Raw genomic sequence first — 23,457 nt, forward strand, 5'->3', positions numbered from 1 at the left:
CGCCCATGCGCCCCCCCTATTTAATACTTCCAACAAAATTCGTCCTCCTGCAATTGCGTGAAAAGCATTGATACACTTACGGTATCATCTGCTCGCCATATCATACATTCAGGTCTTATTGATCAAAGTACCTACAACTGAATCCAAAGAATCATGCCCACCTGCCCCAAACAACTGCTCCTTGACATGCGCTAACTGATCCCTGACCTGAGCGGCTTTTTCAAACTCCAGATTCTTGGCATGATCAAGCATAAGTTTTTCCAGGCGCTTGATTTCGCGGCTGATCTGTTTCTCGCTCATGACTTCATAACGTGCCTGCTCTTGCGCTACTGCCAGTTCTTCCTTCGCTTCCTGCGGATTGTAAACGCCATCGATGATGTCCTTGATCTGCTTACGTATACCTACCGGCGTAATATTATTGGCCAGATTAAAAGCCAGTTGTTTATTACGGCGGCGCTCGGTTTCTCCCATGGCGCGGCGCATGGAATCAGTGACCTTGTCGGCATACAAGATAGCCTTGCCGTGCAGGTTACGCGCAGCACGGCCTATGGTTTGGATCAGGCTGCGTTCAGAACGCAGGAAACCTTCTTTGTCTGCATCAAGAATAGCCACCAGCGACACCTCAGGGATATCCAGACCTTCGCGCAGCAAGTTAATACCAACCAGCACATCAAAAGTGCCGAGGCGCAGATCGCGGATAATTTCCACACGCTCTACCGTATCAATATCGCTATGCAGGTAACGCACCTTGATGCCGTTTTCGTTGAGGAATTCGGTCAATTGTTCTGACATGCGCTTGGTCAGGGTAGTGACCAGTACGCGCTCATGCTTTTTCACTCGCTCGATAATCTGGTTCATCAAATCATCGACCTGCGTCAGCGCTGGGCGCACTTCAATTTCTGGATCGACCAGGCCAGTAGGCCTGACCAGTTGCTCTACTGTCTGGTCAGAATGCTGGTCTTCATAATCACCTGGCGTGGCTGAGACAAATACGGTCTGGCGCAGCTTGCTTTCGAATTCTGCAAACTTCAACGGGCGGTTATCCAGTGCCGATGGCAGACGGAAGCCATAATCGACCAAATTAGTCTTGCGCGCCCTGTCACCGTTGTACATACCATTCAACTGGCCTGTCAGCACATGCGATTCATCCAGGAACATCAGGGCATCTGGCGGCAGGTAATCGACCAGGGTTGGTGGCGGTTCACCGGCCTTGGCACCACTCAGGTGACGAGAGTAATTTTCGATCCCCTTGGTGAAGCCAATCTCGGCCATCATTTCCAGGTCAAAGCGGGTACGCTGTTCTATGCGTTGCTCTTCTATGAGTTTGTTTTCGCGGCGGAAGAAATCCAGGCGCTCACGCAATTCCTCCTTGATGGTCTCAATGGCCCGCAAGACCGTTTCGCGCGGCGTCACGTAGTGAGAACTTGGATAGACTGTAAAGCGCGGTATCTTTTGTTTGATGCGCCCGGTCAGCGGATCAAACAATTGCAGGTTTTCGATTTCATCATCGAACATTTCCACACGCACAGCCATCTCGGCATGTTCTGCCGGGAATATATCAATGGTATCGCCACGCACGCGGAAAGTACCACGTCCAAAATCAACTTCATTGCGCTTGTACTGCATCTGTATCAGGCGGGCAATGACATCGCGCTGGCTGACCTTGTCCCTGGCACGCAGGGTCAGGATCATCTTGTGGTATTCATTAGGATTACCGATACCATAGATGGCTGAGACAGTTGCCACAATGATGACATCCCGTCTTTCCATCAGCGATTTGGTACAGGACAGACGCATCTGTTCTATATGTTCATTGATGGCAGAATCTTTCTCAATGAACAAGTCGCGCTGCGGCACATACGCTTCTGGTTGATAGTAATCGTAATAACTGACAAAATACTCTACCGCATTGCGTGGAAAGAATTCCCTGAACTCACTGTACAACTGTGCTGCCAGGGTTTTATTAGGTGCAAAAATGATGGCCGGCCTACCTGTCCTGGCGATCACGTTTGCCATCGTGTAAGTCTTACCCGACCCCGTCACTCCCAGCAGTGTCTGAAAAAACAAACCGTCACTGATACCCTCGACCAATTGTGCAATTGCCGCTGGCTGATCACCCGCTGGCTTAAACATTTGATACAACTGATAAGGTGAATCAGGGAAACTGATAAATTTTGATTCGTCCAGCTGTTCTGACAAAGCTGTTGAATTAACTGGTGCTACGGCCATGATGCGATTACCTTTGCTAAAATAGGTGGCTGTACTATGCAATCTGCCTCATTCCAACCATTACTGTCGGCAACGACAAATATTTCCATATTATCACGATGACTGCTTCCACATCTTCACCCCTGTTTTCCGCCATAGAAATGGCCCCCCGCGACCCTATCCTGGGCATCACTGAAGCCTTTAATGCTGACCAGAACCCTGCCAAGGTCAATCTGGGTGTAGGCGTATATTATGATGACAATGGCAAGGTACCCTTGCTGGAATGCGTCAAAAAAGCCGAAGCTATTTTGATGGAAAAATTCGCTCCACGCACTTACCTGCCTATCGAAGGCCTGGCTGCCTATGATAAAGCGGTACAGGAACTGGTGTTCGGTGCTGACAGCGATGTCGTCAAGGAAAAACGTGCGATTACTGCCCAGGCTATCGGCGGTACTGGCGCGCTGAAGCTGGGTGCAGACTTCTTGCAGCGCTTTACACCAAATTCTGAAGTATGGATCAGCGACCCAAGCTGGGAAAACCATCGCGCCCTGTTTGAATCGGCTGGTTTTAAAGTCAACTCTTATCCTTATTATGATGCAGCGACACGCGGCGTCAATTTCGCTGGCATGCTGGATGCATTGAAATCCATGCCTGAAGGCTCCATCGTATTGCTGCACGCTTGCTGCCACAATCCAACCGGTGCTGACCTGACTGATGATCAATGGACAGACGTCATTGCCGTGGTTGCTCAGCGCAACCTGATTCCCTTCCTCGACATGGCTTACCAGGGTTTTGGTGATGGTATCGAAGCTGATGGCAAAGTCGTACGTCGCTTTGCTGAAGCTGGCGGTGCCCTGTTTGTTTCCAACTCTTTCTCCAAATCCTTCTCTTTGTATGGCGAACGTGTCGGTGCCCTGAGCATTGCCGCCTCCAGCGCAGAAGAAGCAGCGCGCATCATGTCGCAACTGAAACGCGTGATCCGTACCAATTACTCCAATCCACCTACCCATGGTGGCCAGGTAGTGGCAACCGTGCTGGCAACACCAGAACTGCGTCAATTGTGGGAAGAAGAACTGGCAGGCATGCGTGTACGTATACGCGAAATGCGCAATGCCTTTGTCAGCAAACTCAAGGAACAGGCTCCGGGCCATGACTTTGACTTTGTCGTCCAGCAGCGCGGCATGTTCTCGTATTCTGGCCTGACAAAAGAACAGGTTGGCAAATTGCGTGAGAACAATTCCATCTATGCTGTTGATACAGGCCGCATCTGTGTAGCTGCACTCAATAACAAGAATATTAACAACGTTATTGCGGCAATTACTGCGGTTTTGTAATTCGATTTGACTTGCGTATTGACAAACAGGGGTCGAGAGAATATAATTTTTGTCTCTGTTCCCTGATAGCTCAGTTGGTAGAGCGACGGACTGTTAATCCGCAGGTCCCTGGTTCGAGTCCAGGTCGGGGAGCCACAGAATTCGAAGTAAGTAGTGAACTTATCAAAAAATCACTGCGAACGAAGTAACAAGTATTAGATTATAAAGTTTAACGAAGATCATCAAATCTTCTATTCCCTGATAGCTCAGTTGGTAGAGCGACGGACTGTTAATCCGCAGGTCCCTGGTTCGAGTCCAGGTCGGGGAGCCAAATTTATAAAGACAGAGTTACTTGCTCAAGCTTGTAACTCTTTTTTTTCCACCGGAACTGTCCGGTAAAGTATCAAAAGTAAAATCCTGAAAGGGTTTTGCAGCAAGAGATTGAAGTGAGCAGTGAACTTGACCATAATCACTGCCGAAGAATAGTTTTACAAGTTTAATGAAGATCATCATATCTTCTATTCCCTGATAGCTCAGTTGGTAGAGCGACGGACTGTTAATCCGCAGGTCCCTGGTTCGAGTCCAGGTCGGGGAGCCAAATTTAGAAAAGAGTTACTTGCCAAGGCCAGTAACTCTTTTTTTTCCGCCCTGCCCTTATCAGGCATGACGGACAAGTAGCACAGAGTTCAGAGTTTCAAAGTGCCAGGCTTTTATGTACGCGGCGTAAATAGCAGCTCACAACAACTCAAAAATTCAGATGAACAAATACCGGTTGACGTACTATCCCGGGCAAAGAAAATCGTACAAGTATTTCCCTTCCTTTCGCAGCAAACTCCCACGAAGTTTTGAAAAAAACTTATCGACGATTTTGATAGTTAACTATCAAACGACTATCAAACGGCATTCAATCGACATCACCAGGTTCTGGTGCTGCTTTGTTACCCGTCAGCATGGCCTTGACGAGGTTTTCGCGGTGTTGCCAGCCGGTATAGATGGCACCCAGCACATGCAGGGCAATCAGGCCAACCATGCTCCAGGCGATAGCGACATGCACGCGTACTGGCCATGCATAACCCCAGAGCAAGTCCGTGCCCATGGCCCAGCCAGTCAAAACCAGCAAACCCACGCAGGATAAAAGTGCGAGCATCATCCAGCCACCCAGGGGATTGTGGCCTATATAACGCGGGGCTTTGGAATGAATAACCTGACGCAGATACTGCAGCGTTGCCGGAACTGGCTTGAGGAATTGACTGAAGCGCGCATAGCGGTTACCGATGCCGCCCCAGAACAGGCGTATAAGCACCAATACGCCAGCACTGTAGCCCACGTATTCGTGCACAGAATTGGTCGTGCCGCTGGTGATCCATGCGGCGACGATGGCAATAAGCTGCGCCCAGTGTATCAGGCGCACAGGCAAGTCCCATACGGGTATATCCCGTAGGGATAGACTATTCTTCAACGCGTTCGAATGTGACCGGGTTGAAGAAGGCTTCTACACGCTTGCCCTTAGGGTCTTTGGCATACACTTCGTAGCAGCTAGTGGTTTTTTCCATGCGGCGGATTTGCCAGCCTTCCTTGGTCAGCTTTGCTTCCAATTCTGTATGTGGGCGCCATTTTTCTTTTGGCTCGGTGGTGCATTTGACGTCGCCGTGCGCCCAGGCGCTGCTGGAAGACATGGCAAATACCACAGGGACAATTGCAGCAAAAATAGCTTGTTTATTTAATCTCATGGATAACTCCTGACAGTGTAAAGTAAATTAAGTAATTGCCCAGCGGCGCAACAAGTTATGATAAACGCCCGTCAGCCTCAGTAGCGCAGAATTTTGCGCATCCACCAGGGGCGTCAATTTTTGTATGGATTGATCCAGATCGTACAGCATGCTGCGCTCGGCCTCATCACTGACCATGCTTTCTATCCAGAAAAAAGACGCCACTCTTGCGCCCTCAGTCACTGGCGTAACCCTGTGCAGACTGGAAGAAGGATAGAGCACCATGTCGCCAGCTTCAAGCTTGACGGTCTGCGCGCCAAAGTCGGTTTCAATTTCAAGCTCACCCCCTTCATACTCATCAGGCTCGGCCAGGAACAGGGTTGCAGATATGTCGCTGCGCAGGTTTTGGCGAGTGCCGGGCATCATCATGACGGCACTATCGACATGCAGGCCATAACCGCCACCATTCTGGTAACGGTTGAATTTTGGCGGGTAGATTTTTTGTGGCAAGGCGGCGGAAATAAACACAGGATGCTCGCCGAGTTTGCGCAAGATATGATTGCCAAGCTGAATTGCCAGATCTGATTCATCATCTATCTGCAGATTGTTTTTGACCTGCAAGGCAAGCGTACCCGCAGTACGGGCGCCGTTCTGCCAGTCAGCCTGATCCAGGTAACTACGGAACTGTTGCACCTCATCCTTGCTCAATACCCCTTCAATCACATTCAGCATAAATCCATCCTGTTTTTTATTGCATCATACATTGCGCAGCAAGGCGGTATTATTGATATCAGCCAGGGTCGCACATCCGGCCTGAGCCATGCATATCTCCAACTCTTCTCGCAACAGCTTTATCATGTGCGCCACACCCAGAGCACCGGCAACACTGAGCGCATACATCTGCGGGCGCCCCACCAATACCGCATTGGCACCCAAAGCCAGGGACTTGAAGATATCAGCACCTGAACGTATGCCGCCATCCAGCAACAAGGGGAAATCATCACCAACAGCAGCGCGTATTGCAGGCAATACGACGAGACTGGCAGGCGCACCATCAAGACTGCGGCCACCATGATTGGAAACAACAACACCCGCCACACCTGCCACCTTCAGAGCCAGTGCGTCATCGGGATGCAAGATACCCTTGACCCAGACCGGCAAGGATGTCTGAGCCAGCAACCATTCCATATCTGGCCAACCCGGAGCAGCATGCATCGCCCCTTGGAAGATACGGCTGTCGTCAGCGGCAAGTTGCACGGGCACATCGGCATCTGTCGATTGCAGGTTAAGCGCAACGCAGTCGGCTGGCATGCGGAATCCTGCCGCCATGGCGCGTGCACTTGCCACCTGTATCGATGCGTCCAGAGTCACGACAATCGCGCTATAGCCCGCTGCTTCTGCCCTTGCCAGCAAGTTGCGGGTAGCGTCGCGACTGGTTTGAAAATATAACTGGAACCATTTATGCGGGCCAGCAGCCTGCGCAACATCTTCCAGCAGGCTGGAGGACAAGGTGCTGCATACCATGCAAGTGTCAGTCGCACTGGCAGCGCGGGCCGTGTCGATTTCGCCAGCCGGATGTGCCAGCTTTTGAAAAGCAACAGGTGCCAATAAAATGGGATGAAGGAAACTTTGATTGCCAAGGGCAACTCGGGTATGCCCGGCAGTGACATCGCGCAAAACGCGGGGATAGACTGACCATTGTGAAAAGGCTGCCAGGTTGGCAGCAACAGTCAGGTCACGCCCGCTACCACCTGCCACATAGGCGTAGCTGGGTGCGGCCATGCTACGCTGTGCTGCAAACTCATAGTCCTGGGCGCAGCGTATGTCTGGCGGAATAACAAGAGCAGCAGGAATAGCAGGGTTTTTCATCAATGAAAATTATGAATAAAGAACCCGTATTCTAGCTGAATCGCAAGAACCCACTGCTGTAGATGACATGGGCTCTTGCTCTCCATCAAATGATTACATTTCGTAGTTCAGAGTAAAGCGAACAGCGCGTGCATCACCCTTGTACAAGAATGCGCCAGAACGGTATACCGCTGTGTAGTAGTCTTTGTTAGTCGCATTCAGGACGTTGACACGAACGTCAAAACGGCGGGAGAAGCGATAAGCAGCGAACACGTCATACACGGTAAAGCCAGGTACTGGTTGTGAGCACAGGCCTGCAGTTGTGTAACCAGCAGCCGTATCAGGCTGACCACCGCAACGGTCACTCTCGTGACGGGCAACGCCGCCAAACGAGAATGCATTCGTCAACTGATACTTGGCTTGTGCCGAGAAAGTCTTCTTGGCAAAGTTACTCAAAGGATTGCCGATATTCGCTGCTGTGGTCGATGCCAGCACTTTGGAGTCCATGAATGCTGCGCCAAACTGTACAGACAAATCTTCAGTCAGGTTACCACTCAGGCCAAATTCCACACCTTGCACACGGTTCTTACCTGTATTGAATGTACCGACCGTATCGTAGTTGGCACCTTCCATCACGTCTTTTTTCGTAGTTTGGAACAAGGCTGCTGTTGCCAGCAATTTGTCATCCATCAAGTTCCATTTCAGGCCCAACTCATAGTTGACTGAGGTTTCTGGCTTGGCACCGGCAATCTGGTTTTGGTACAGCACTGCGCCACCGTAACCACTGCTGGTACCGGCATCAGCTTCACCGCCATTGATGTCTTGTGCACTGGCGACAGAACCATAGGCGATCAGTTTAGGAGTGATCTTGTAGCTCAGGCCAAAATGACCGTTCAGCAAAGTATCTTTGTAGCCATAGTCACCAGTGATCACACCAGTGGTGTTGTTACGACGTGTCAGGCTCAGGTCAAACGAGTCTGCACGTACACCGCCGAAGGCAGTAAATTTATCAGTCAGATCAACTGTATCCATCAAAGTCAGGGCCAGCGCCTTGATATGCCAATCCTGGTTCCAGCTCAGTCGGGTGGAATTGCGGCCAGCCAGATTGCTCAGGTTGGCAACAGGTGTGCCGTTGCTGTCTGTGAAGCAGAAGCCATTGTTAGCACCAATACCTGCTGTGGTTTTGCAATTGAATGTGCCTGTGTTGGTGATGCCATAAGTACCGGACACGACTTTATGGTCAGCATATTCAGCACCGAAGATGAATTCATGCTTCATGCCACCGATTTGCTTGTCCCAGCGCAGGTTGGTCTGGTGAGCAAAGTAATCGATATCTTGCCAGCCAGTGTGGCCGCCATCAAGAACGCCGGTTGTGTATGCCACACCTGTCGTGCCGTTGTAACGGGTTGCAGAAGATGCACCTGTCGTGACATAACCGTTACTGGATTTGCCATAACGTGTCAGGCTGGTGATTTTCATATCTGGAGCAATCGTCCAGTTAACGCGTGCTGTGACAGTATCGACATCAGATTTCAGGAAATCATTTGCCTGACCATAAACCGGAACATTGGTCGCAGGGAAGCGGCTTGGTACGGTACCAACCAGGTAGTAACCCAGATCTGGTGATGTATCTTTGGTGCGCAGGCCATAGTAGTCCAGTGTCACAGACAGGTCTTTGCTGACTTCATACAAACCAGACAATGCAATACCTTTGCGTGAACGGTTGGCTGGTGAACGGTTAGGTACATCCTCATCGCCGTACAACAAGTTGGTGCGCAATGCGAAATGCTCGCCAAAACCTTTGTTGATGTCAGCAGAAATACGTTTTTGTGAATCGCTGCCTATGCCTATGGAAACACGCTCAAAGTCATGATCCAGTGTTGCTTGTTTGGTGATCGCATTGATCGCACCACCGGCAGTACCACGGCCAGCGAAGCTGGAATTTGGACCTTTGGAAATTTCTATTTGTTCAACGGCGAAACTTTCGCGTGTTGACATACCTGGGTCGCGCAAACCATCGACGAACACGTCGCTGCGTGCTTCCTGGCCGCGGATGATGTAACGGTCACCAAAGGCATTACCGTTTTCACCAGTACCCAGTGTGATGCCTGGCTGTGCACCCAGCACTTGTTTCAAGTCTGTCAGGCCAGAATCATCCAGCGCAGCACGGGTCAGCACAGAAATTGTCTGTGGTGTTTCTGCCAGTGGACGTGTGTGACGGGAATCAGCAGAAGTCTTGGCTTTGTATGGGGAACCAACTTCTGCATTTGGATTGGACTCTACTCGCTTGCCCAGGATTTCTACTTCTGGCAATTTTTCTTTTTGTGTCTTGGCAGCAGGTGGCGTTGTGTCTTGAGCCATCGCAACCATAGGCATCAGCATCGCGCTGGAAATACCCAAGGCCAAAGTAGTTTTTTTCATGGAACCAAATACCAGATCGTCTGTATCACGTAGGCTTTTTGGTTTCTGCGCTTGCGAGTGTTTCATGTAAGTTCCTGATTTTTTACGAAAATTATTGGAAAGATTTTTTTGCTGCAGATGTATTACAAATTAATACGAATGATACAATTATTGACAATGAGAATCAATATCATTTGCGTTTGCAATTGTTAAATACCTTTTCTTTTAAGGGATTTACAACAGAGAGGTGAGCAGTACGCAAGCTCAGTCTTGATACCAGCTTAAAAAGCTGGCAAGACAAAACAGATGAGGTAGGCAGAGTGCGTTTATTACTGATAGAAGACGATCCCATGATAGGTGATAGCGTGCAGGAAGGTTTGCGCAGCGAAAATTACGCAGTTGACTGGGTGCGCGATGGCCGCAATGCAGAGCTCGCATTGCTGGGTTTTGAATACGATTTATTGTTGCTTGACCTTGGCTTGAAACTGCATGAACGCCTTGATCGCAGCGCACATCTCGTACAGCAACTATTGAGCCTGGCGAGACATGAAACGGGATATGCAGCGACGAATATCCAGGCTGTTGATCTGAGGTTGCTATTGCAGACTGCAGTCATTGATCATTCAGCTTATGCAGACAGCCGCTCAATTGATCTTGGTACTGAGGTTTCAGAGACCGTCACAGTACAAGGCAATAAGGAAAGCCTGCATGTCATGTTGAATAACCTTGTTGACAATGCCTTGCGCTACAACCAGCAAGGTGGCAAGGTAGATCTCACAGCCACCTATGAAAACGGTCATGCTGTCATGCGTGTCACAGACAATGGCCCCGGTGTAGAAGAACAATACAGGGCCAGGTTGTTTGACCGTTTCTACCGCCCGGATGGCAACGAGGTCTGGGGCTGTGGGCTGGGTCTTTCCATCGTGCACAACATCGCTGATCACCATAGTGCAGAAATCGATCTGGCTGACAACCCTGCCGGAAGTGGCTTGGTAGTCACAGTCAGGTTTCCATAAATCTGGATAAACCGGGCAAGCATGAACGCAGCAGTTTGCATTCCAAACGTCAGCACAGGAGCACCCTTGAAAGAGCAGCCGGCATAGACGAGCAGCCTGCCCGCGTCGACTTTTATTGCGAATGATTCTCATTAGCGATAAAATACCCTGATTCCATTTTATTTACTGCCATTTTTATTTGCGCCTACCCCGCCTCGCATACCCCCTTTTTTTGGCCGATTATCAGTGCCAAATCACACCTCATCACTTTACATAGAGAGAGTTTTTGCATCATGCCCAAGCGTCATCCACATACCCTGCTTCCTTTGGCAGCTTTACTATCCATCATCTATGCTCCTGGTGTGGCAATTGCCCAGGAAGCAGATGAAGCCATTTTGCAGTCTGTCAAAATCACCAGCACCCGTGCAGATGGCCTGCTACCCAAAAGCACAGCAGCAGGCAGTTTTCGCGGATCAAATATGATGGATGTGCCCTCGACAGTGAATGTCATTACGCGCGAACTGCTGGAACTGCAAGCTGCAGCCGGGATATATGACGCCCTGCGCAATACCGCAGGCGTCACCCGGCAGCAAAATGGTGGAGATACCTGGGACCAGTTGGTGATACGTGGCATCGCTGTCGAGAACCGCACCAACTATCGCTTGAACGGCTCACTCCCCGTCATGAATTTTTCCCAGATATCGATGGAAAATAAAGAACGGGTAGAAGTGTTGAAGGGAGCATCGGCCTTGTACTACGGCTTCACTTCACCAGCAGGGGTTGTCAATTTCGTGACTAAACGCGCTGGCAGTATGCCCGTCAGCAGCATAGGGCTGATGGCTGACCAAAATGGCAGTGTCATTGCAAATACCGATCTCAGCCGCCGCTTTGGCTCAGAAAAGGAATTTGGCATACGCGTTAATGCGGCAGGCGGTGCGCTGGGCTCTTACCTGGAGAAGGCTAATCATGGCAATCGCAGCTTTGCATCCGCTGCGCTGGACTGGCGCGTCAACAAACAGTTTTTATTGAAGGCTGATCTTGAATACGATACACGCAAACTCACTGAGCAGGCTGGCATAGCCTTACCGGCTGCTGTGAATGGACTGATCCAATTACCGATAGCAGTGGACCCAAAACGTCTGATAGGGCCTGAATGGGCAAGGTTTGAAACCAGGACTAAAAATGCACAGTTGCGTGCAGACTATGCCATCACTGATGACTGGGCTTTTACCCTGGAGACAGGTAGTTCGGAAACAGCGCGTGACCGCAGCTTGCCGATTTTTCGCTTCAACAATACTGCGGCCATCAATACTGGCGCTGGCCGCATTACCGGCAACATGCAACACCAGGTGACAGCATCGAAACTGATACGCGCAGAACTTGCTGGCAGCCTGAGCACAGGCCCACTCAGACATGAACTGACTTTGGGCGTGACACGTACTACCAAAACCCAGGACCCGATTTACCAAAGCAACTACACGATTGCAGCACAAAACCTGTATGACCCTACACCCATTACTGCTGTCACTTTTGGCGCTGTGCCCACCAGCCCGACTACGGTAGCACTGGATACGCGCGACAGCGGCGTGTATTTGCTGGACCGGATAGAAATTACGCCACAATGGCAGAGCGTACTGGGAGTGCGTCGCGCCAGCTATGAAAGCAATCAGGGCAGCAGCCATTATGATGTGAGTAAAACCACGCCCATGGCCTCTGTCATTTACAAACTATCCCCTATCCTGTCGTTTTATGCTTCGGCAGCGCAGGGACTGGAAGAAGGGGAACCTGGGCCCACAGGCACAGTGAACCAGAATGAACGCCTGGCACCTGGCGTCAGCAAGCAAAAAGAACTGGGGGTACGCTGGCTGACATCCGGCGGTACACTGGTTTCTGCTGCCCTGTTTGATATCACCCGCCCCGGTTATTACACCAATGCCAGCAATGTCTTTGTTGCAGATGGCGAGCAGCGCTATCGTGGCATGGAATTATCGACACAGGGCAAATTGACATCCCAGTTATCGTGGCAAACTTCCTTGCAACTCCTGAATCCTGAATTTCAAAAAATCAGTACCGCCTACAATGGCAAGGCACCAGAAAATGCAGCCAGGCAAACAGCGAGCGCCTTCCTGTCGTATGAATTTGATTCCGTGCATGGACTATCCCTGAATGGTGCGGCCTACTATAACGGCAGCCGACCTGTGAACGATCTGAATCAGGCTTATCTCGGTGGCGTGACGCTGTTCAGTGCTGGCAGCCGTTATGTCACGCAAACCCTGGGCAAGCGGGCGACCTGGCAGTTAAACGTAGAAAATGCTACCGACAAGCGTTACTGGGCCGGTGCAGGAACACGCCTGGCATCTGGCATGCCCAGACTACTCAAACTGTCTGTGAAGATGGATATGTAAAACTGAACAGGTAAAACTCAAAAAACCCGCATCGTTTTTGGCCATGCGGGTCTTTTACATCAAATCACGAATCAGAAATTCGCGTGCAGGCTGACACGGTATGCGCGAGGCGAGCCAGGAGTGATGTTGTTATCGCCATTGGCAAAAGCATAGTATTTCTTGTCCGATAAATTTTCCACATTCAGTTGCAGCTTGAAGTTGGCATTCACCGTATAAAACAAGGCGGCATTGACCGGCAATTGGCCAGTATAACAATACAGGTTACCTGCAATAGCTGCGCTGCCTTGGCGACATAATTACGCTGCCAGATTGCAACCCCATATTTGCCAAATAATCCTGACTGCGCCAGGCGCAGTTTTTAAAGCAAAAGGGATATTACGGCAGTGAGCTACAAAGTGGGGTTACTCATGAACTATGGCTCATTGATTGACAAATAAGTAGCCACGGCACAAGAACCTTTAGAACAAAGGTTCTTGCCCGTCTTTTAAGATACCAAGAAAATGTTGAGCGCCGGGCAAAGTCCTTGACTAGTCATTTGCCTGGTCATCCACATATTTTTTAACATGATCATTCATTTATTGAATGAAGCTTGCAATTTATTTTTTTTAATTTCTGGTAACGCTTGTTCAGCAGTGACTTCCTGCAAAATCCATTGCATGCCGAGAAGGCCATACGTATTAGTATGAAAGCGATAGTAATAAGTTTTTCCAGCTTCCCAATTGACGTATCCCTCTTGCAAATTCTTTGCATTGACTGCATCAGAATCTCCCTGCCTTGACCAGCGCCACAAATTGATGGCCACCGACGACGTGCCAATATCAGCGGGCCATTTTTGACGGAAGGTGTGCTCACCCGCAGGTACGTGGAACCAGGTATAACCCTCTACACTCAGGTCGGCAATATTCTTTTTGTCGACATAAAAGTAAGCATCTCTGCCACCTGCCGCAAAAGTATTGACGCGATAAATATAGACTCTCGCGTGATTTTCAGCTGGCGGTGGGGCCGCTTGATAAATCGGGCCACTGGCCGCGCATGCCGTCAGCAGTATGGAAAAAATTAATGTAAGGATGCGTGTGATCATGGAATAAGCAGCGGTTCGCTATGGTTGAAAATGAATGATGTGCGACACTAACAGATAACTAATGCACAAGCAATGCTTTGGTCCGGATGCCAATTAATGACGCATAGCCATATGGCGAAGTTGACTTAAACTTTACTAATTACCTGCCCATCATTTTTATCATGCTCATCATTTCATAATGAAATCAATTCTGATGCTTAAACAAAAAAACCGTGCAACATGAAATCGTTGCACGGTCCTTATCTAACTCGCTCTATGTGATTATTTCACCAAGAATATAGCTGCTAATTACATATTCAACCAGCTTCAACTGAGGCAACAGTGGAAGACTTGCCAGATAATTTGCGCCTGATTTTCCCCAGTAAATGTTCAAAGTCATCAATGTAGGTGAACACTGCGGGTACCACTAACAGGCTCAACAAAGTTGAGGTAATCAAACCGCCGATTACTGCAATCGCCATCGGTGAGCGGAAGCTGGGGTCAGCCCCCCAGCCCAAGGCCAGCGGCATCATGCCGGCACCCATGGCAATGGTAGTCATGATGATGGGGCGACTACGTTTGTGACATGCATCGACCAAAGCATCAAAACGGCTCATACCTGCATTCCTTGCCAGTACCGCATAATCGACCAGCAGGATGGAGTTCTTGGTGACGATACCCATGAGCATGATCAGACCTATCATCGATGGCATGGACAAGGCACGACCAGTGACCAGCAAGGCCACGAAAGCACCACCTATACTCAAAGGCAAGGCAGCCAGGATAGTCACCGGTTGCAGGAAGTCTTTGAACAACAGAACCAGCACACCATAGATACACAGCACACCAATCAACATGGCAATACCGAAGCTGGCAAACAGGGCTTGCATCTCCTGCGCATCGCCAAGCTCAGCAATACTGACTGACGGTGGCAGGTTTTTCATGCTGGGCAAGGCGCGTGCCTCTTCATTGACTTCACCCAACTGACGGCTGCCAAGTTCCACATCCAGCGTCACATTACGTTTGCGGTTCAAACGGTCTATCTGCGCAGGGCCAGATTCCATGGTGACAGTAGCAACGCTACCCAGCATGACAGGCCCATTTTTACCAGGCACGGTCAGACGCTCTATCTCGGCCAGGTTTGCTCTGAAGCTGTCTGGCAACTTGACGCGGATAGGCACCTGGCGTTGTGACAGATTTAGCTTTGGCAAAGCCTGATCATAATCACCTGCTGTCGCCACACGTACAGTTTCACCTATGGCAGATGCAGTCACACCGAGGTCAGCAGCTCTCGCTGAATCTGGGCGCACGATAATTTCAGGCCGCACCAGTGAAGCACTGGAACTGACATTACCCACACCTTTGAGTGTACGCAATTCCCTCTCGACTTTTTGTGCCGCTTCGAGCAAGGCGAGCGGGTCTTCACTTTGCAAAACTAACTGCATCTTGACGCCGGTATCCGGTGGACCAACGTTAAACCTGGCACCAGAAATATCTGCTATCTCGGTGCGGATTTTGGCGTCAATATCGGCAATCGAATCTTTGCGTTTATTTCTATGTACTGCAGTCACGGTCAAGACTGCGCGCCGGGCTTCTGCTGCCGCACCAGGAGCAAAAGCATCACCGCTGGAACCACCACCGACAGAACTGAAGACATTGATAATCTCTTTGTTCTTCATGATGGCGATCCGGGCTTGCTCAGCGACTGCGCGGGTTTCTGCCAGGGTACTGCCTGGTGGCAGCTCGATATTGACCTGTGTTTGTGCGCGGTCTGCAGAGGGAACGAAACCGGTTGGCAGCAAACCTACCAAGGCAATCGAGCAGACAAAAAATACCGTGGCAGCCGCCATCGTGATGAAGCGGTGACGCAGGCACCATTGCATGGTTTTCATGTAGCGCGTCATGAGCCAGCCGTCGGCCTGACCATGTTCACCAGCCTTGCCAGGCTTGGGTGACTTCATGATGTAAGCCGCCATCATCGGCGTCAGCAAACGTGCTACTACCAGCGAGGCCAAAATCGCGATCACCGCCGTCCAGCCAAACTGCTTGAAGAACAGACCCGGCACACCACCCATAAAAGCAGTTGGCAAGAACACGGCAACCAGGGCGAAGGTGGTGGCGATAACGGCCATACCAATTTCATCTGCCGCTTCCATGGCAGCCTGCATAGGGGTTTTACCCATGTGCAAATGGCGGGCGATGTTTTCAATTTCCACAATCGCATCATCAACCAGCACACCGACAACGAGGGCGAGTGACAACAAGGTCACGGTGTTGAGGGTATAACCAAAATACTTGAGACCAAGGAAAGTGGGTATCACAGACAAAGGCAAGGCCGCCGCTGCCACCAGCGTTGCACGCCAGTCACGCAAGAACCAGAATACTACCAGGATGGCCAGAAAGGCGCCCTCGTACAGCAAGTCCATCGAGCCATCAAAGTTTTCTTCTACAGGCTGGGCATTGTCTATGGCCTGATGGAACTTCATGTTCGGATGCTCAGCCTGCAATTCATCGACCGCAGCATGGGAGCCCCTGGCGACATCAACTTCACTGGCCCCCTTGGTACGGAACACTTCAAAGCCGACCACTGGCTTGCCATCAAGTGTTGCCACAGAACGTGGCTCGCTGACGGTATCAAGCACACGTGCCACCTGATCAAGGCGTATATGCCTGCCATCTGGCAAGGGAATATCCAGGACAGCCAGTTCAGCCGCTGTCTTGACAGTGGCAATGGTACGCACAGATTGCTCGGCGCCACTGACGTCACCACGACCACCCGGCGCTTCTTGTTGCACCAGCTTCAAACGACGAGATACATCAACCGCAGCGACATTGAGTGCCGCCATTTTGTCGGTATCGAGTTCAACCCGCACTTCGCGGCTGACACCACCCATGCGCCTGACTGCGCCAACGCCGGGCACCGCACGCAGGCGTTTTGCTACAGTATTATCGACGAACCAGCTCAGCTCTTGCGCATCTGGCTTGCTACTTTCGCCAGCGACAACTTTGCTGTCCTTGCCATCTTCTGCAGCTTCTACCGTGTACGTCATGATGACGCGGCCAGCAGTAGATGCCTTGGTCACGGTAGGGTCACGCATTTCGCTAGGCAAGTCGGCGCGCACGGTTGCCACTGCATCACGCACTTCATTGACTGCGTCTGAAATCACTTTTTCCAGGACAAATTCGACCGTGACTTCAACATCACCATCGAGCACTTTGGTGTAAACGTTTTTCACACCTTGCAGTGAAGCGACCGCATCTTCTATCTTGCGGGCGACCTCAGTTTCCAGTTGTGCAGGTGCAGCACCAGACAAAGGTGCACTGACGGTGACGATGGGTAATTCAATATCCGGGAAATCCTGGACTATGGTAGAACGAAACGACAATATCCCTGCCAGCGTCAGCAAGATAAACAGCATGATCGCCGGTATGGGATTTTTAATGGAGAGGGAAGAGAAATTCACATGAACCCCTTAGTTTTTTGCAGCAATGGCTGGCTTGGTTGCAGCCACCACTTTGACGGTATCACCATCATTCAAGAAACCTGCGCCGCTGGAGACGATGGTGCTGTCTGCATTCAAACCAGAGACGACCTCCACCAGATCGCCTTGCGCATTGGATACCCGACGCCCGGTCTGCAATTTGATTTGCGTGACGCGGTTGTCTGCATTAACACGGAAGGCATAGCTGAAACCATCCCTGACGACCACAGCCTGCTGCGGTATGGTCAAAGCTTGTGAGCTACCCATGACAAAATCACCCTTGGCATACATGCCTGGCTTGAATGCCAGCGATGCCGTGGCTGCTTGTGGTTTGGCTGTACTGTTTGCATCAGGCACCAGATCAACATACACCAGACCCATCCTGGTTTGTGCATCTACCGTTGGAGATACCACCCTGACCTTGCCCTTCCATTGCGTGCCACCAGGTGCAGTAACGACGGCTTCTGTACCCGGCACTATTTTCGCCATTTCACTGGCCGTTACCTCAGCACGCCATTCAAGGCGGCCCTGGCGTATCATGCGGAACAATTCTGCGCCATTACCAACGACCGAACCTAAAGTGGCCGCACGTGCCGTGATAATGCCACTGTCCGGTGCAAGCACACGGGTATGACGCATGCGCAATTGCTGGGCTTCTACGCTGGCCCTGGCCGATTCCACCCTGGCTTTGGCGGTTTGTTCTGCCGTCAGGTATTGGCCTACCTGCTGGGCACTCAATGCGCCGCTGGTTTGCAAGGCACGGGTACGCTCTGCATTGGCTGCGGCATCAGCCAGATTGGCCTGCGCTTCTGCCAGGCTGGCTTGTGCCAGTGCCAGATCAGCTTTGACGGTTTCGCTGGCAAAGCTGACCAACAACTGGCCGCGCTGCACCACATCACCTATATTGGCATGCAACTCCTGTATGCGCAGGCCTGTTGCCTCTGAACCGATTAAGGCTTCCTGCCAGGCAGCGACACTGCCATTGGCAGCCAGCTTGATGACAAGATTGCCGCTGCTGGCTTTGGTCGTCGTCACTGTCAAAGCCGGCTTGACCTTGGCAGCAGATGCAGATGCGCTGGCTGTTTTGTCTGTTTTGGCCGGCTCATCAGCCGCATTGGACGTTGCTGACAGCCAGATACCGCCAGCACCAACAGCGATCATGCCAGCCAGGCTCAGGGATAGTGGTTTGCGTGAAATGAGTTTCATCATGTCTGATACGCTTTCTGTTTAATTTTTAAATTCAGGAATTTGTTTGGCGCTGCGGCTAAGATTAAGGCTAGGATTGCGGCTGGGTAGCTGCTTGTGCACTCAAGTCCCAACCACCACCCAAGGCGCGGTATAGCGCGATCCAGGCACGATTTCTTTCTAGTTGCAGGGCGATAAGGGCAGACTGGGAAGCGAAGGCCGTACGCCGCGTATCTTCCAGTTCCAGCAAGCTGGCCATGCCCTTGTTGTAACGCTGGGCAGTTGCCTGCAAAGACTGGTCATAGCCCTTGGCTGAAATTTCAGAATCAAGGCGACGGGCATCTGTGCTGTTCAGGTTCACCAGTGCTTCTTCGACTTCGCGCACTGCCTGCCTCACCTTGCCGTGATAATTGCTGCTGGCATTCAGGTAGCGCGCTTTGGCAGCTTCAATATTGGCCGTGGTCTGGCCCCCGTTGAAGATGGGCAGGGTTAAAGCCAGTGGGCCGACAGACCAGGTATCCATCCTCGTCGTACTGCCAGCAACGTCATAGCGCATGGTGCCGATGGACCCACTCAGGGTCAGACGCGGATAACGCCGCGCCTCCGCAGCGCCGACCTGGGCACTGGCGGTTGCCACTTCTTTCTCGGCCGCATACACGTCCGGCCTTTGTGCCAGCAATTGTGCAGGCAAGGTGGTGACAGCCAAAGGCAGCAGGTTTTTGAAACTGGCCTGGGCAATTGTCAATAATTGCCTGAGGTCTGGTTCTGGCTTGGCAGTCAGCGCGACCAGGGCTTTGATATCCAGATCACACAATGCCGCTTGCTGTATCGCACGGCTATTACCTTCAGCAGCGCTGGCGCGTGCCAGAGCGGATGTCGCACTGGATGACATGCCTGCCTGGGCACTGAGCTCTGTCAGTCTGGCAGTTTCTGCGCGTGACTTGGCATCTTGCCAGGTCAAGTCTGCCGTTTGCTGGCAGCTGATGACAGAGAAATACAGTTGCGCCACTTCAGCCGCTACCGATATCCGCGCATCATGCCAAAGCGCCTGCGTGCCTTCCAGCTCTGCCTGGGCAGCCTGATTCGTTGCGCGGTTGGCGCCAAATACATCGATTTCCCAGGCTGTTTGCAAGCCAGCTTGCGACGTAGTGCTCACTGGAAAACCTGGCTGGTTTTTTGCCCGCGTTGCATTGGCAACTGCGTCAAGTGATGGCAACAGCGCAGCGCCACTAGCGACTCTTGCTGCCCTTGCGGTTTCTATGCGTGACCAGGCTTGCGCAATGGAAGGACTGACCTTTTGTGCAGACTCAATCAGCTCCAGCAAACTGGCATCGCCGTTGGTTTGCCACCAGTTACGCAGCTCAGTATTTTTTTCTGCCGTGGGCAATACCGCTTGCCATTGTGCAGGCACGCTGCCATTACTGGATGTCACAGGACTGGTAGTCGAACATGCTGTCAGCGCTACGGCAATGGCAGGTATTAAAATGGAACGTCGTATAGTCATATCGCTATCGGAGAAGTTAATTTATCAGTATCAGTTTTTGCTATCAAGCGGCGCCGCTTTTCATCTTCACACATGGCAATGGCGTAATCGACCAGGCGTGAAGCATAGGCATCAATTGCCTTGGGTTTGGCGATCAACGATGGTCTGGTCGCCTGTATCACGTCACCGCTGATCAGCAGTGAAATCGCCAGGCCGGTAATTGAAATCGCCAGCCTGTGTACATCATCATCTGCCTTGGTGGTGCCGAGATAACGGCACAAAAGCCTGACAAAACCCTGGTGCGATGGTTTGATGACGGTGTCGATTTCTTCCATCCACAGGCCTGTAGGTTCCAGCATTTCGCGGAAATGCAGCTTCATGCAGGTTTCCATGATTTCACCCTGCTTCAGCGAATCTGTAAAAGTGCAGATCAGTTTCAGCAAAACAGCACGCATGTCTGCAACGTCCGCTTCAAATATCGCAGGATCGACATTTGGATTGGTACGCGGGTCATTGAACACCGCATGGTACAAACCGGCTTTATCAGAAAAATAATAACTGATGGCAGAAATATTGACGTCGGCCGCTTTGGCAATTTCACGTATCGAGGTTTTGGCATAGCCTTTTTCGGCAAACAAGATCAGGGCCGCGTCCAGCAGACGTGTACGCGCCTCCATGCCATCAACACGCAAAATCTTTCCATCAGGAGTAAGGGCCTGGCTATCTGGCTGGGCCCGCTGAGCTTGTTGCGCTTGTTGCACTTGTTGCTCTTGTTGCGCTGCGGTTTTTTTCTGGCTGGGTATTTTCATGCGATGCATACTAACATATAAATCAAACGTTTGATTTAACTATTCCATTGAAAAATACCAGGCATTAACAAATTGCAATCCAAAAACTCTATGCGACGCTCAAACAAATCCTTGTTATTCATAAGGATGTTGCCTGCTGTCACTGCATAGTCACATTGCCCGTTTAGGCTTCGCCCTAATGCCTTCACAAACTCATTTGGTACCTCAAAATGACCCTGCTTACCTCCCCTGCCATCCAGCTATTACGCAATTTTAAAATTGCCCACAAACTCAGTTTTGTCGCCCTTGCCTTCGCCATTCCTCTGCTTGTGGTACTGGCCCTGCTGTTTCAAAACCTGCGCGAAGATGTATTGCAAACCAGGGCAAAGCAAGTCGCGATTAAAAGCATCGCCGCAAAAAATCATTTGCGCCTGCTGATACAAAAGCAGCGCGCCTTGCAACACATGCGACTGCTGGGCAACAAGCAACTCGCAGCCAGCATCGCCGAAAACCAGGGCAAGATAGACGCTCTGCTAAAACAAACTGATCAGGCCAGCCTGACCAAAAATCTGTGGGCTACGCTACTGGCAAAAGAGCCGCAACTCAAGTCAGCAGAAAGTTTTATTGAATATGGCAAGCTGTTAAATTCGCTGGAACTTGAGATGACAGAAATTGCCAATAGTTCAAAGTTGGCACTGGACAGTGATTTAACAACTCATCAACTGGTCAGCATCTATATCAATACCCTGCCGCAGATAGAAGAGAAATTGTCCGTCATTGCCGGTCGTGGTGCCGCTTACATAGATACAGGTTTGTTTGAGGCTGGCGAAGATGTCATGCTCAATTCCCTGCATATGCTGGCAAAGCTGAATTTATCCGAGCTTGCGCTGAGTATGCAAAACCTGGGCGCGCATGGAAAAGAATATGCATCGACAAACACCACCATGCAGGCCAGCATCGCTGACGCAAAAAAATTCCTGGAGCGCTCACAGGATGAAGTGCTGGCATCCGTCAATCAAAGCAGCGGTGATGCATTTTTGCAAGCTGGCACAGATAATCTGAACAAACTGGCCGCGACGAAAACAGCGATCGCCGGCCTTATCGCTAGCAATCTCGCACATGAAATTGAAAAGGCGAACCGATATGCATGGCAAATGTCAGCAGGCATTATCTTGCTCTTGCTGATCGCCAGCTATCTTCTGGTGGCGATCTATCAGGCCTTAACAATGGACGTCAACACTCTGACAAAAGCCATCGCAGAAACAGCCGCCGGTAATTTACAGAACCGCGTCAGCAGCCGTGGCAAAGATGAACTGGCGCAGTTAATCAATGCCGTCGGCAGGATGAATGTGGAGTTGAGTAACCTGGTTGCCAATATCCGCCACAGCGCACAAACGGTGGATATCATAGCGAGGGAAATTCACGATGAGAATACTGACCTGGCCAACCGCACAGAAAGCCAGGCAACATCCCTGCAACAAACCGCCACGGCCATTGATGAACTGACCGCCACCATTACCGAGAACGCCGGTAACCTGGCACAGGCGAACAGCCTCATGCATAGCTCGGCAGAGCGCGTGCAACAAGGGCTGGAAGTGATGGAGAGCAGCATCTTGTCCATGCAAACCGTCAGCGCAAGCTCTAAAAAAATCACCGAAATCATCGGCGTCATGGACGGCATCGCCTTCCAGACCAATATCCTGGCGTTGAATGCTGCGGTAGAAGCAGCCAGGGCCGGGCAGGAAGGCCGTGGCTTTGCCGTAGTGGCTGCAGAAGTGCGCAACCTGGCACAACGCAGCGCGAATGCAGCAAAAGAGATTAAAGGCCTGATCGCTTCTTCAGGCCAGGCAGTGGAAGCTGGCAGTAAAATGATAAACACAGCAGGCCAGACCATGCGCAATATTGCCGACAATGTGGAAGTGGTGACCGAACTCATCAAGCAGATCGCCAAGGCCAGCCAGGAACAAAGTACAGGAATTTCTGACGTGAATCAGGCGATAGGCGATATCGATCAGATCACGCAAGATAATACCCGTCTGGTGGAAATGGCGAGTGAATCTACTGCAAAGCTGGAAGAACAGGCCGCCTCGCTCGGCGCTGCCGTCAGCGTATTCAAAACGCAGGAACTGCTTGCTACAGAAGTGCAACGCCTGCATCTGGCTAGCAGCTCTGAAGACCGCCTGACGCTGACTGTACAAGGCGCGAAAGTGCCTGAGAAGAAAAAACTGGCAGCATAAGACTATGCCGACTTCTGGGTGGCATTTGCTGCATTTGCTGCATATGAAAAAAGCCACCAGGCAAATGAAGTGACCCCGTAAAGTTGGACGTTTAATTATTTAAGTAGCCAAGGACTGAATTCTGTATTGCACAGGACTCAGTCCTTTTAGTTTGACCTTGATCCGGTCGTGATTATAGTAGTGAATACAATCCTTGATGCCTGCTTGCAGTTCTTCAACACTGCTAAATTTGTTGAGATAGAAGAACTCTGACTTCAACACGGCGAAGAAACTCTCCATAGCCGCATTGTCGATACAATTGCCCTTACGTGACATGCTTTGCACGACCTGTTTCTGCTGTAACG

At 50.9% G+C, this 23,457-nt stretch carries 17 protein-coding genes and 3 tRNA genes; 7 read left to right on the forward strand and 13 right to left on the reverse strand.

Annotated features, from left to right (window positions below; translation table 11 throughout):
* Positions 1-108: 108 nt before the first annotated feature.
* Complete coding sequence (gene uvrB / locus ACO0LL_RS23725) at positions 109-2,229, reverse strand: excinuclease ABC subunit UvrB (RefSeq protein ID WP_422953282.1); 2,121 nt, start codon at positions 2,227-2,229, stop codon at positions 109-111.
* A gap of 98 nt (positions 2,230-2,327) precedes the next feature.
* Here uvrB and ACO0LL_RS23730 point away from each other — a divergent pair, with 98 nt between their 5' ends.
* The 4 genes from ACO0LL_RS23730 (at position 2,328) to ACO0LL_RS23745 (ending at position 4,119) form a co-directional block, all read left to right on the forward strand.
* Entirely contained in the window at positions 2,328-3,542 is a 1,215-nt protein-coding gene (locus ACO0LL_RS23730) for an aromatic amino acid transaminase (protein ID WP_422953283.1), read from the forward strand.
* 59 nt (positions 3,543-3,601) lie between these two features.
* A tRNA-Asn gene (locus ACO0LL_RS23735) sits at positions 3,602-3,677 on the forward strand.
* Positions 3,678-3,776: 99 nt separating this feature from the next.
* Positions 3,777-3,852, forward strand: a tRNA-Asn gene (locus ACO0LL_RS23740).
* Positions 3,853-4,043: 191 nt separating this feature from the next.
* Positions 4,044-4,119: transfer RNA gene (locus ACO0LL_RS23745), tRNA-Asn, on the forward strand.
* A 306-nt stretch (positions 4,120-4,425) separates the two neighbouring features.
* Here the strand turns inward: ACO0LL_RS23745 and ACO0LL_RS23750 are convergent.
* The 5 genes from ACO0LL_RS23750 to ACO0LL_RS23770 form a co-directional block, all read right to left on the reverse strand.
* Positions 4,426-4,980: a cytochrome b/b6 domain-containing protein gene (locus ACO0LL_RS23750; protein ID WP_422953284.1), complete on the reverse strand. Its 555-nt coding sequence runs from the start codon at positions 4,978-4,980 to the stop codon at positions 4,426-4,428.
* On the reverse strand, positions 4,970-5,251 hold the full coding sequence (locus ACO0LL_RS23755; RefSeq protein ID WP_422953285.1) for a PepSY domain-containing protein: 282 nt from the start codon (positions 5,249-5,251) through the stop codon (positions 4,970-4,972). The genes ACO0LL_RS23750 and ACO0LL_RS23755 overlap by 11 nt, the downstream gene beginning before the upstream one ends.
* A 27-nt stretch (positions 5,252-5,278) precedes the next feature.
* Positions 5,279-5,962: a Fe2+-dependent dioxygenase gene (locus ACO0LL_RS23760; protein WP_422953286.1), complete on the reverse strand. Its 684-nt coding sequence runs from the start codon at positions 5,960-5,962 to the stop codon at positions 5,279-5,281.
* A gap of 24 nt (positions 5,963-5,986) precedes the next feature.
* On the reverse strand, positions 5,987-7,099 hold the full coding sequence (locus ACO0LL_RS23765) for an alpha-hydroxy acid oxidase (protein ID WP_422953287.1): 1,113 nt from the start codon (positions 7,097-7,099) through the stop codon (positions 5,987-5,989).
* 93 nt (positions 7,100-7,192) lie between these two features.
* Positions 7,193-9,565 carry a TonB-dependent receptor gene (locus tag ACO0LL_RS23770; RefSeq protein WP_422953288.1) on the reverse strand — a complete coding sequence of 791 codons (2,373 nt, stop codon included), beginning with the start codon at positions 9,563-9,565 and terminating at the stop codon, positions 7,193-7,195.
* 233 nt (positions 9,566-9,798) lie between these two features.
* On the opposite strand from ACO0LL_RS23770, the gene ACO0LL_RS23775 reads away from it, so the two are divergent.
* Positions 9,799-10,494: a hybrid sensor histidine kinase/response regulator gene (locus ACO0LL_RS23775; RefSeq protein ID WP_422953289.1), complete on the forward strand. Its 696-nt coding sequence runs from the start codon at positions 9,799-9,801 to the stop codon at positions 10,492-10,494.
* A gap of 272 nt (positions 10,495-10,766) precedes the next feature.
* On the forward strand, positions 10,767-12,878 hold the full coding sequence (locus tag ACO0LL_RS23780) for a TonB-dependent siderophore receptor (protein WP_422953290.1): 2,112 nt from the start codon (positions 10,767-10,769) through the stop codon (positions 12,876-12,878).
* A gap of 71 nt (positions 12,879-12,949) precedes the next feature.
* Here the strand turns inward: ACO0LL_RS23780 and ACO0LL_RS23785 are convergent, their stop codons facing one another.
* The 6 genes from ACO0LL_RS23785 to ACO0LL_RS23810 form a co-directional block, all read right to left on the reverse strand.
* On the reverse strand, positions 12,950-13,117 hold the full coding sequence (locus tag ACO0LL_RS23785) for a hypothetical protein (RefSeq protein WP_422953291.1): 168 nt from the start codon (positions 13,115-13,117) through the stop codon (positions 12,950-12,952).
* A 332-nt stretch (positions 13,118-13,449) separates the two neighbouring features.
* Positions 13,450-13,959: a DUF2846 domain-containing protein gene (locus tag ACO0LL_RS23790; RefSeq protein WP_422953292.1), complete on the reverse strand. Its 510-nt coding sequence runs from the start codon at positions 13,957-13,959 to the stop codon at positions 13,450-13,452.
* 296 nt (positions 13,960-14,255) lie between these two features.
* A complete protein-coding gene (locus ACO0LL_RS23795) occupies positions 14,256-17,402 on the reverse strand; it encodes an efflux RND transporter permease subunit (protein WP_422953293.1) in 3,147 nt (1,048 codons plus the stop codon).
* A 9-nt stretch (positions 17,403-17,411) separates the two neighbouring features.
* A complete protein-coding gene (locus ACO0LL_RS23800; protein WP_422953294.1) occupies positions 17,412-18,629 on the reverse strand; it encodes an efflux RND transporter periplasmic adaptor subunit in 1,218 nt (405 codons plus the stop codon).
* Positions 18,630-18,696: 67 nt separating this feature from the next.
* Positions 18,697-20,109: an efflux transporter outer membrane subunit gene (locus tag ACO0LL_RS23805; RefSeq protein ID WP_422953295.1), complete on the reverse strand. Its 1,413-nt coding sequence runs from the start codon at positions 20,107-20,109 to the stop codon at positions 18,697-18,699.
* Positions 20,106-20,897: a CerR family C-terminal domain-containing protein gene (locus ACO0LL_RS23810; RefSeq protein WP_422953296.1), complete on the reverse strand. Its 792-nt coding sequence runs from the start codon at positions 20,895-20,897 to the stop codon at positions 20,106-20,108. The genes ACO0LL_RS23805 and ACO0LL_RS23810 overlap by 4 nt, the downstream gene beginning before the upstream one ends.
* Before the next feature lie 209 nt (positions 20,898-21,106).
* On the opposite strand from ACO0LL_RS23810, the gene ACO0LL_RS23815 reads away from it, so the two are divergent.
* Positions 21,107-23,113 carry a methyl-accepting chemotaxis protein gene (locus ACO0LL_RS23815; RefSeq protein ID WP_422953297.1) on the forward strand — a complete coding sequence of 669 codons (2,007 nt, stop codon included), beginning with the start codon at positions 21,107-21,109 and terminating at the stop codon, positions 23,111-23,113.
* A 99-nt stretch (positions 23,114-23,212) separates the two neighbouring features.
* On the opposite strand, the gene ACO0LL_RS23820 is transcribed toward ACO0LL_RS23815, so the two are convergent.
* On the reverse strand, positions 23,213-23,457 hold a 245-nt coding region (locus tag ACO0LL_RS23820), incomplete at its 5' end, for a transposase (RefSeq protein ID WP_422953298.1).

The organism is Undibacterium sp. TC4M20W, from assembly GCF_049340245.1.
Taxonomy (GTDB): Bacteria; Pseudomonadota; Gammaproteobacteria; order Burkholderiales; family Burkholderiaceae_D; genus Undibacterium.

Excerpts from the sequence above, each read along its gene's own strand:
- ACO0LL_RS23755 (WP_422953285.1), bottom strand. The coding sequence starts at position 5,251 with ATGAGATTAAATAAACAAGCTATTTTTGCTGCAATTGTCCCTGTGGTA.
- uvrB (WP_422953282.1), bottom strand. The coding sequence starts at position 2,229 with ATGGCCGTAGCACCAGTTAATTCAACAGCTTTGTCAGAACAGCTGGAC.
- ACO0LL_RS23800 (WP_422953294.1), bottom strand. The coding sequence starts at position 18,629 with ATGATGAAACTCATTTCACGCAAACCACTATCCCTGAGCCTGGCTGGC.
- ACO0LL_RS23780 (WP_422953290.1), top strand. The coding sequence starts at position 10,767 with ATGCCCAAGCGTCATCCACATACCCTGCTTCCTTTGGCAGCTTTACTA.
- ACO0LL_RS23765 (WP_422953287.1), bottom strand. The coding sequence starts at position 7,099 with ATGAAAAACCCTGCTATTCCTGCTGCTCTTGTTATTCCGCCAGACATA.
- ACO0LL_RS23730 (WP_422953283.1), top strand. The coding sequence starts at position 2,328 with ATGACTGCTTCCACATCTTCACCCCTGTTTTCCGCCATAGAAATGGCC.
- ACO0LL_RS23760 (WP_422953286.1), bottom strand. The coding sequence starts at position 5,962 with ATGCTGAATGTGATTGAAGGGGTATTGAGCAAGGATGAGGTGCAACAG.
- ACO0LL_RS23815 (WP_422953297.1), top strand. The coding sequence starts at position 21,107 with ATGACCCTGCTTACCTCCCCTGCCATCCAGCTATTACGCAATTTTAAA.
- ACO0LL_RS23810 (WP_422953296.1), bottom strand. The coding sequence starts at position 20,897 with ATGAAAATACCCAGCCAGAAAAAAACCGCAGCGCAACAAGAGCAACAA.
- ACO0LL_RS23805 (WP_422953295.1), bottom strand. The coding sequence starts at position 20,109 with ATGACTATACGACGTTCCATTTTAATACCTGCCATTGCCGTAGCGCTG.
- ACO0LL_RS23770 (WP_422953288.1), bottom strand. The coding sequence starts at position 9,565 with ATGAAACACTCGCAAGCGCAGAAACCAAAAAGCCTACGTGATACAGAC.
- ACO0LL_RS23790 (WP_422953292.1), bottom strand. The coding sequence starts at position 13,959 with ATGATCACACGCATCCTTACATTAATTTTTTCCATACTGCTGACGGCA.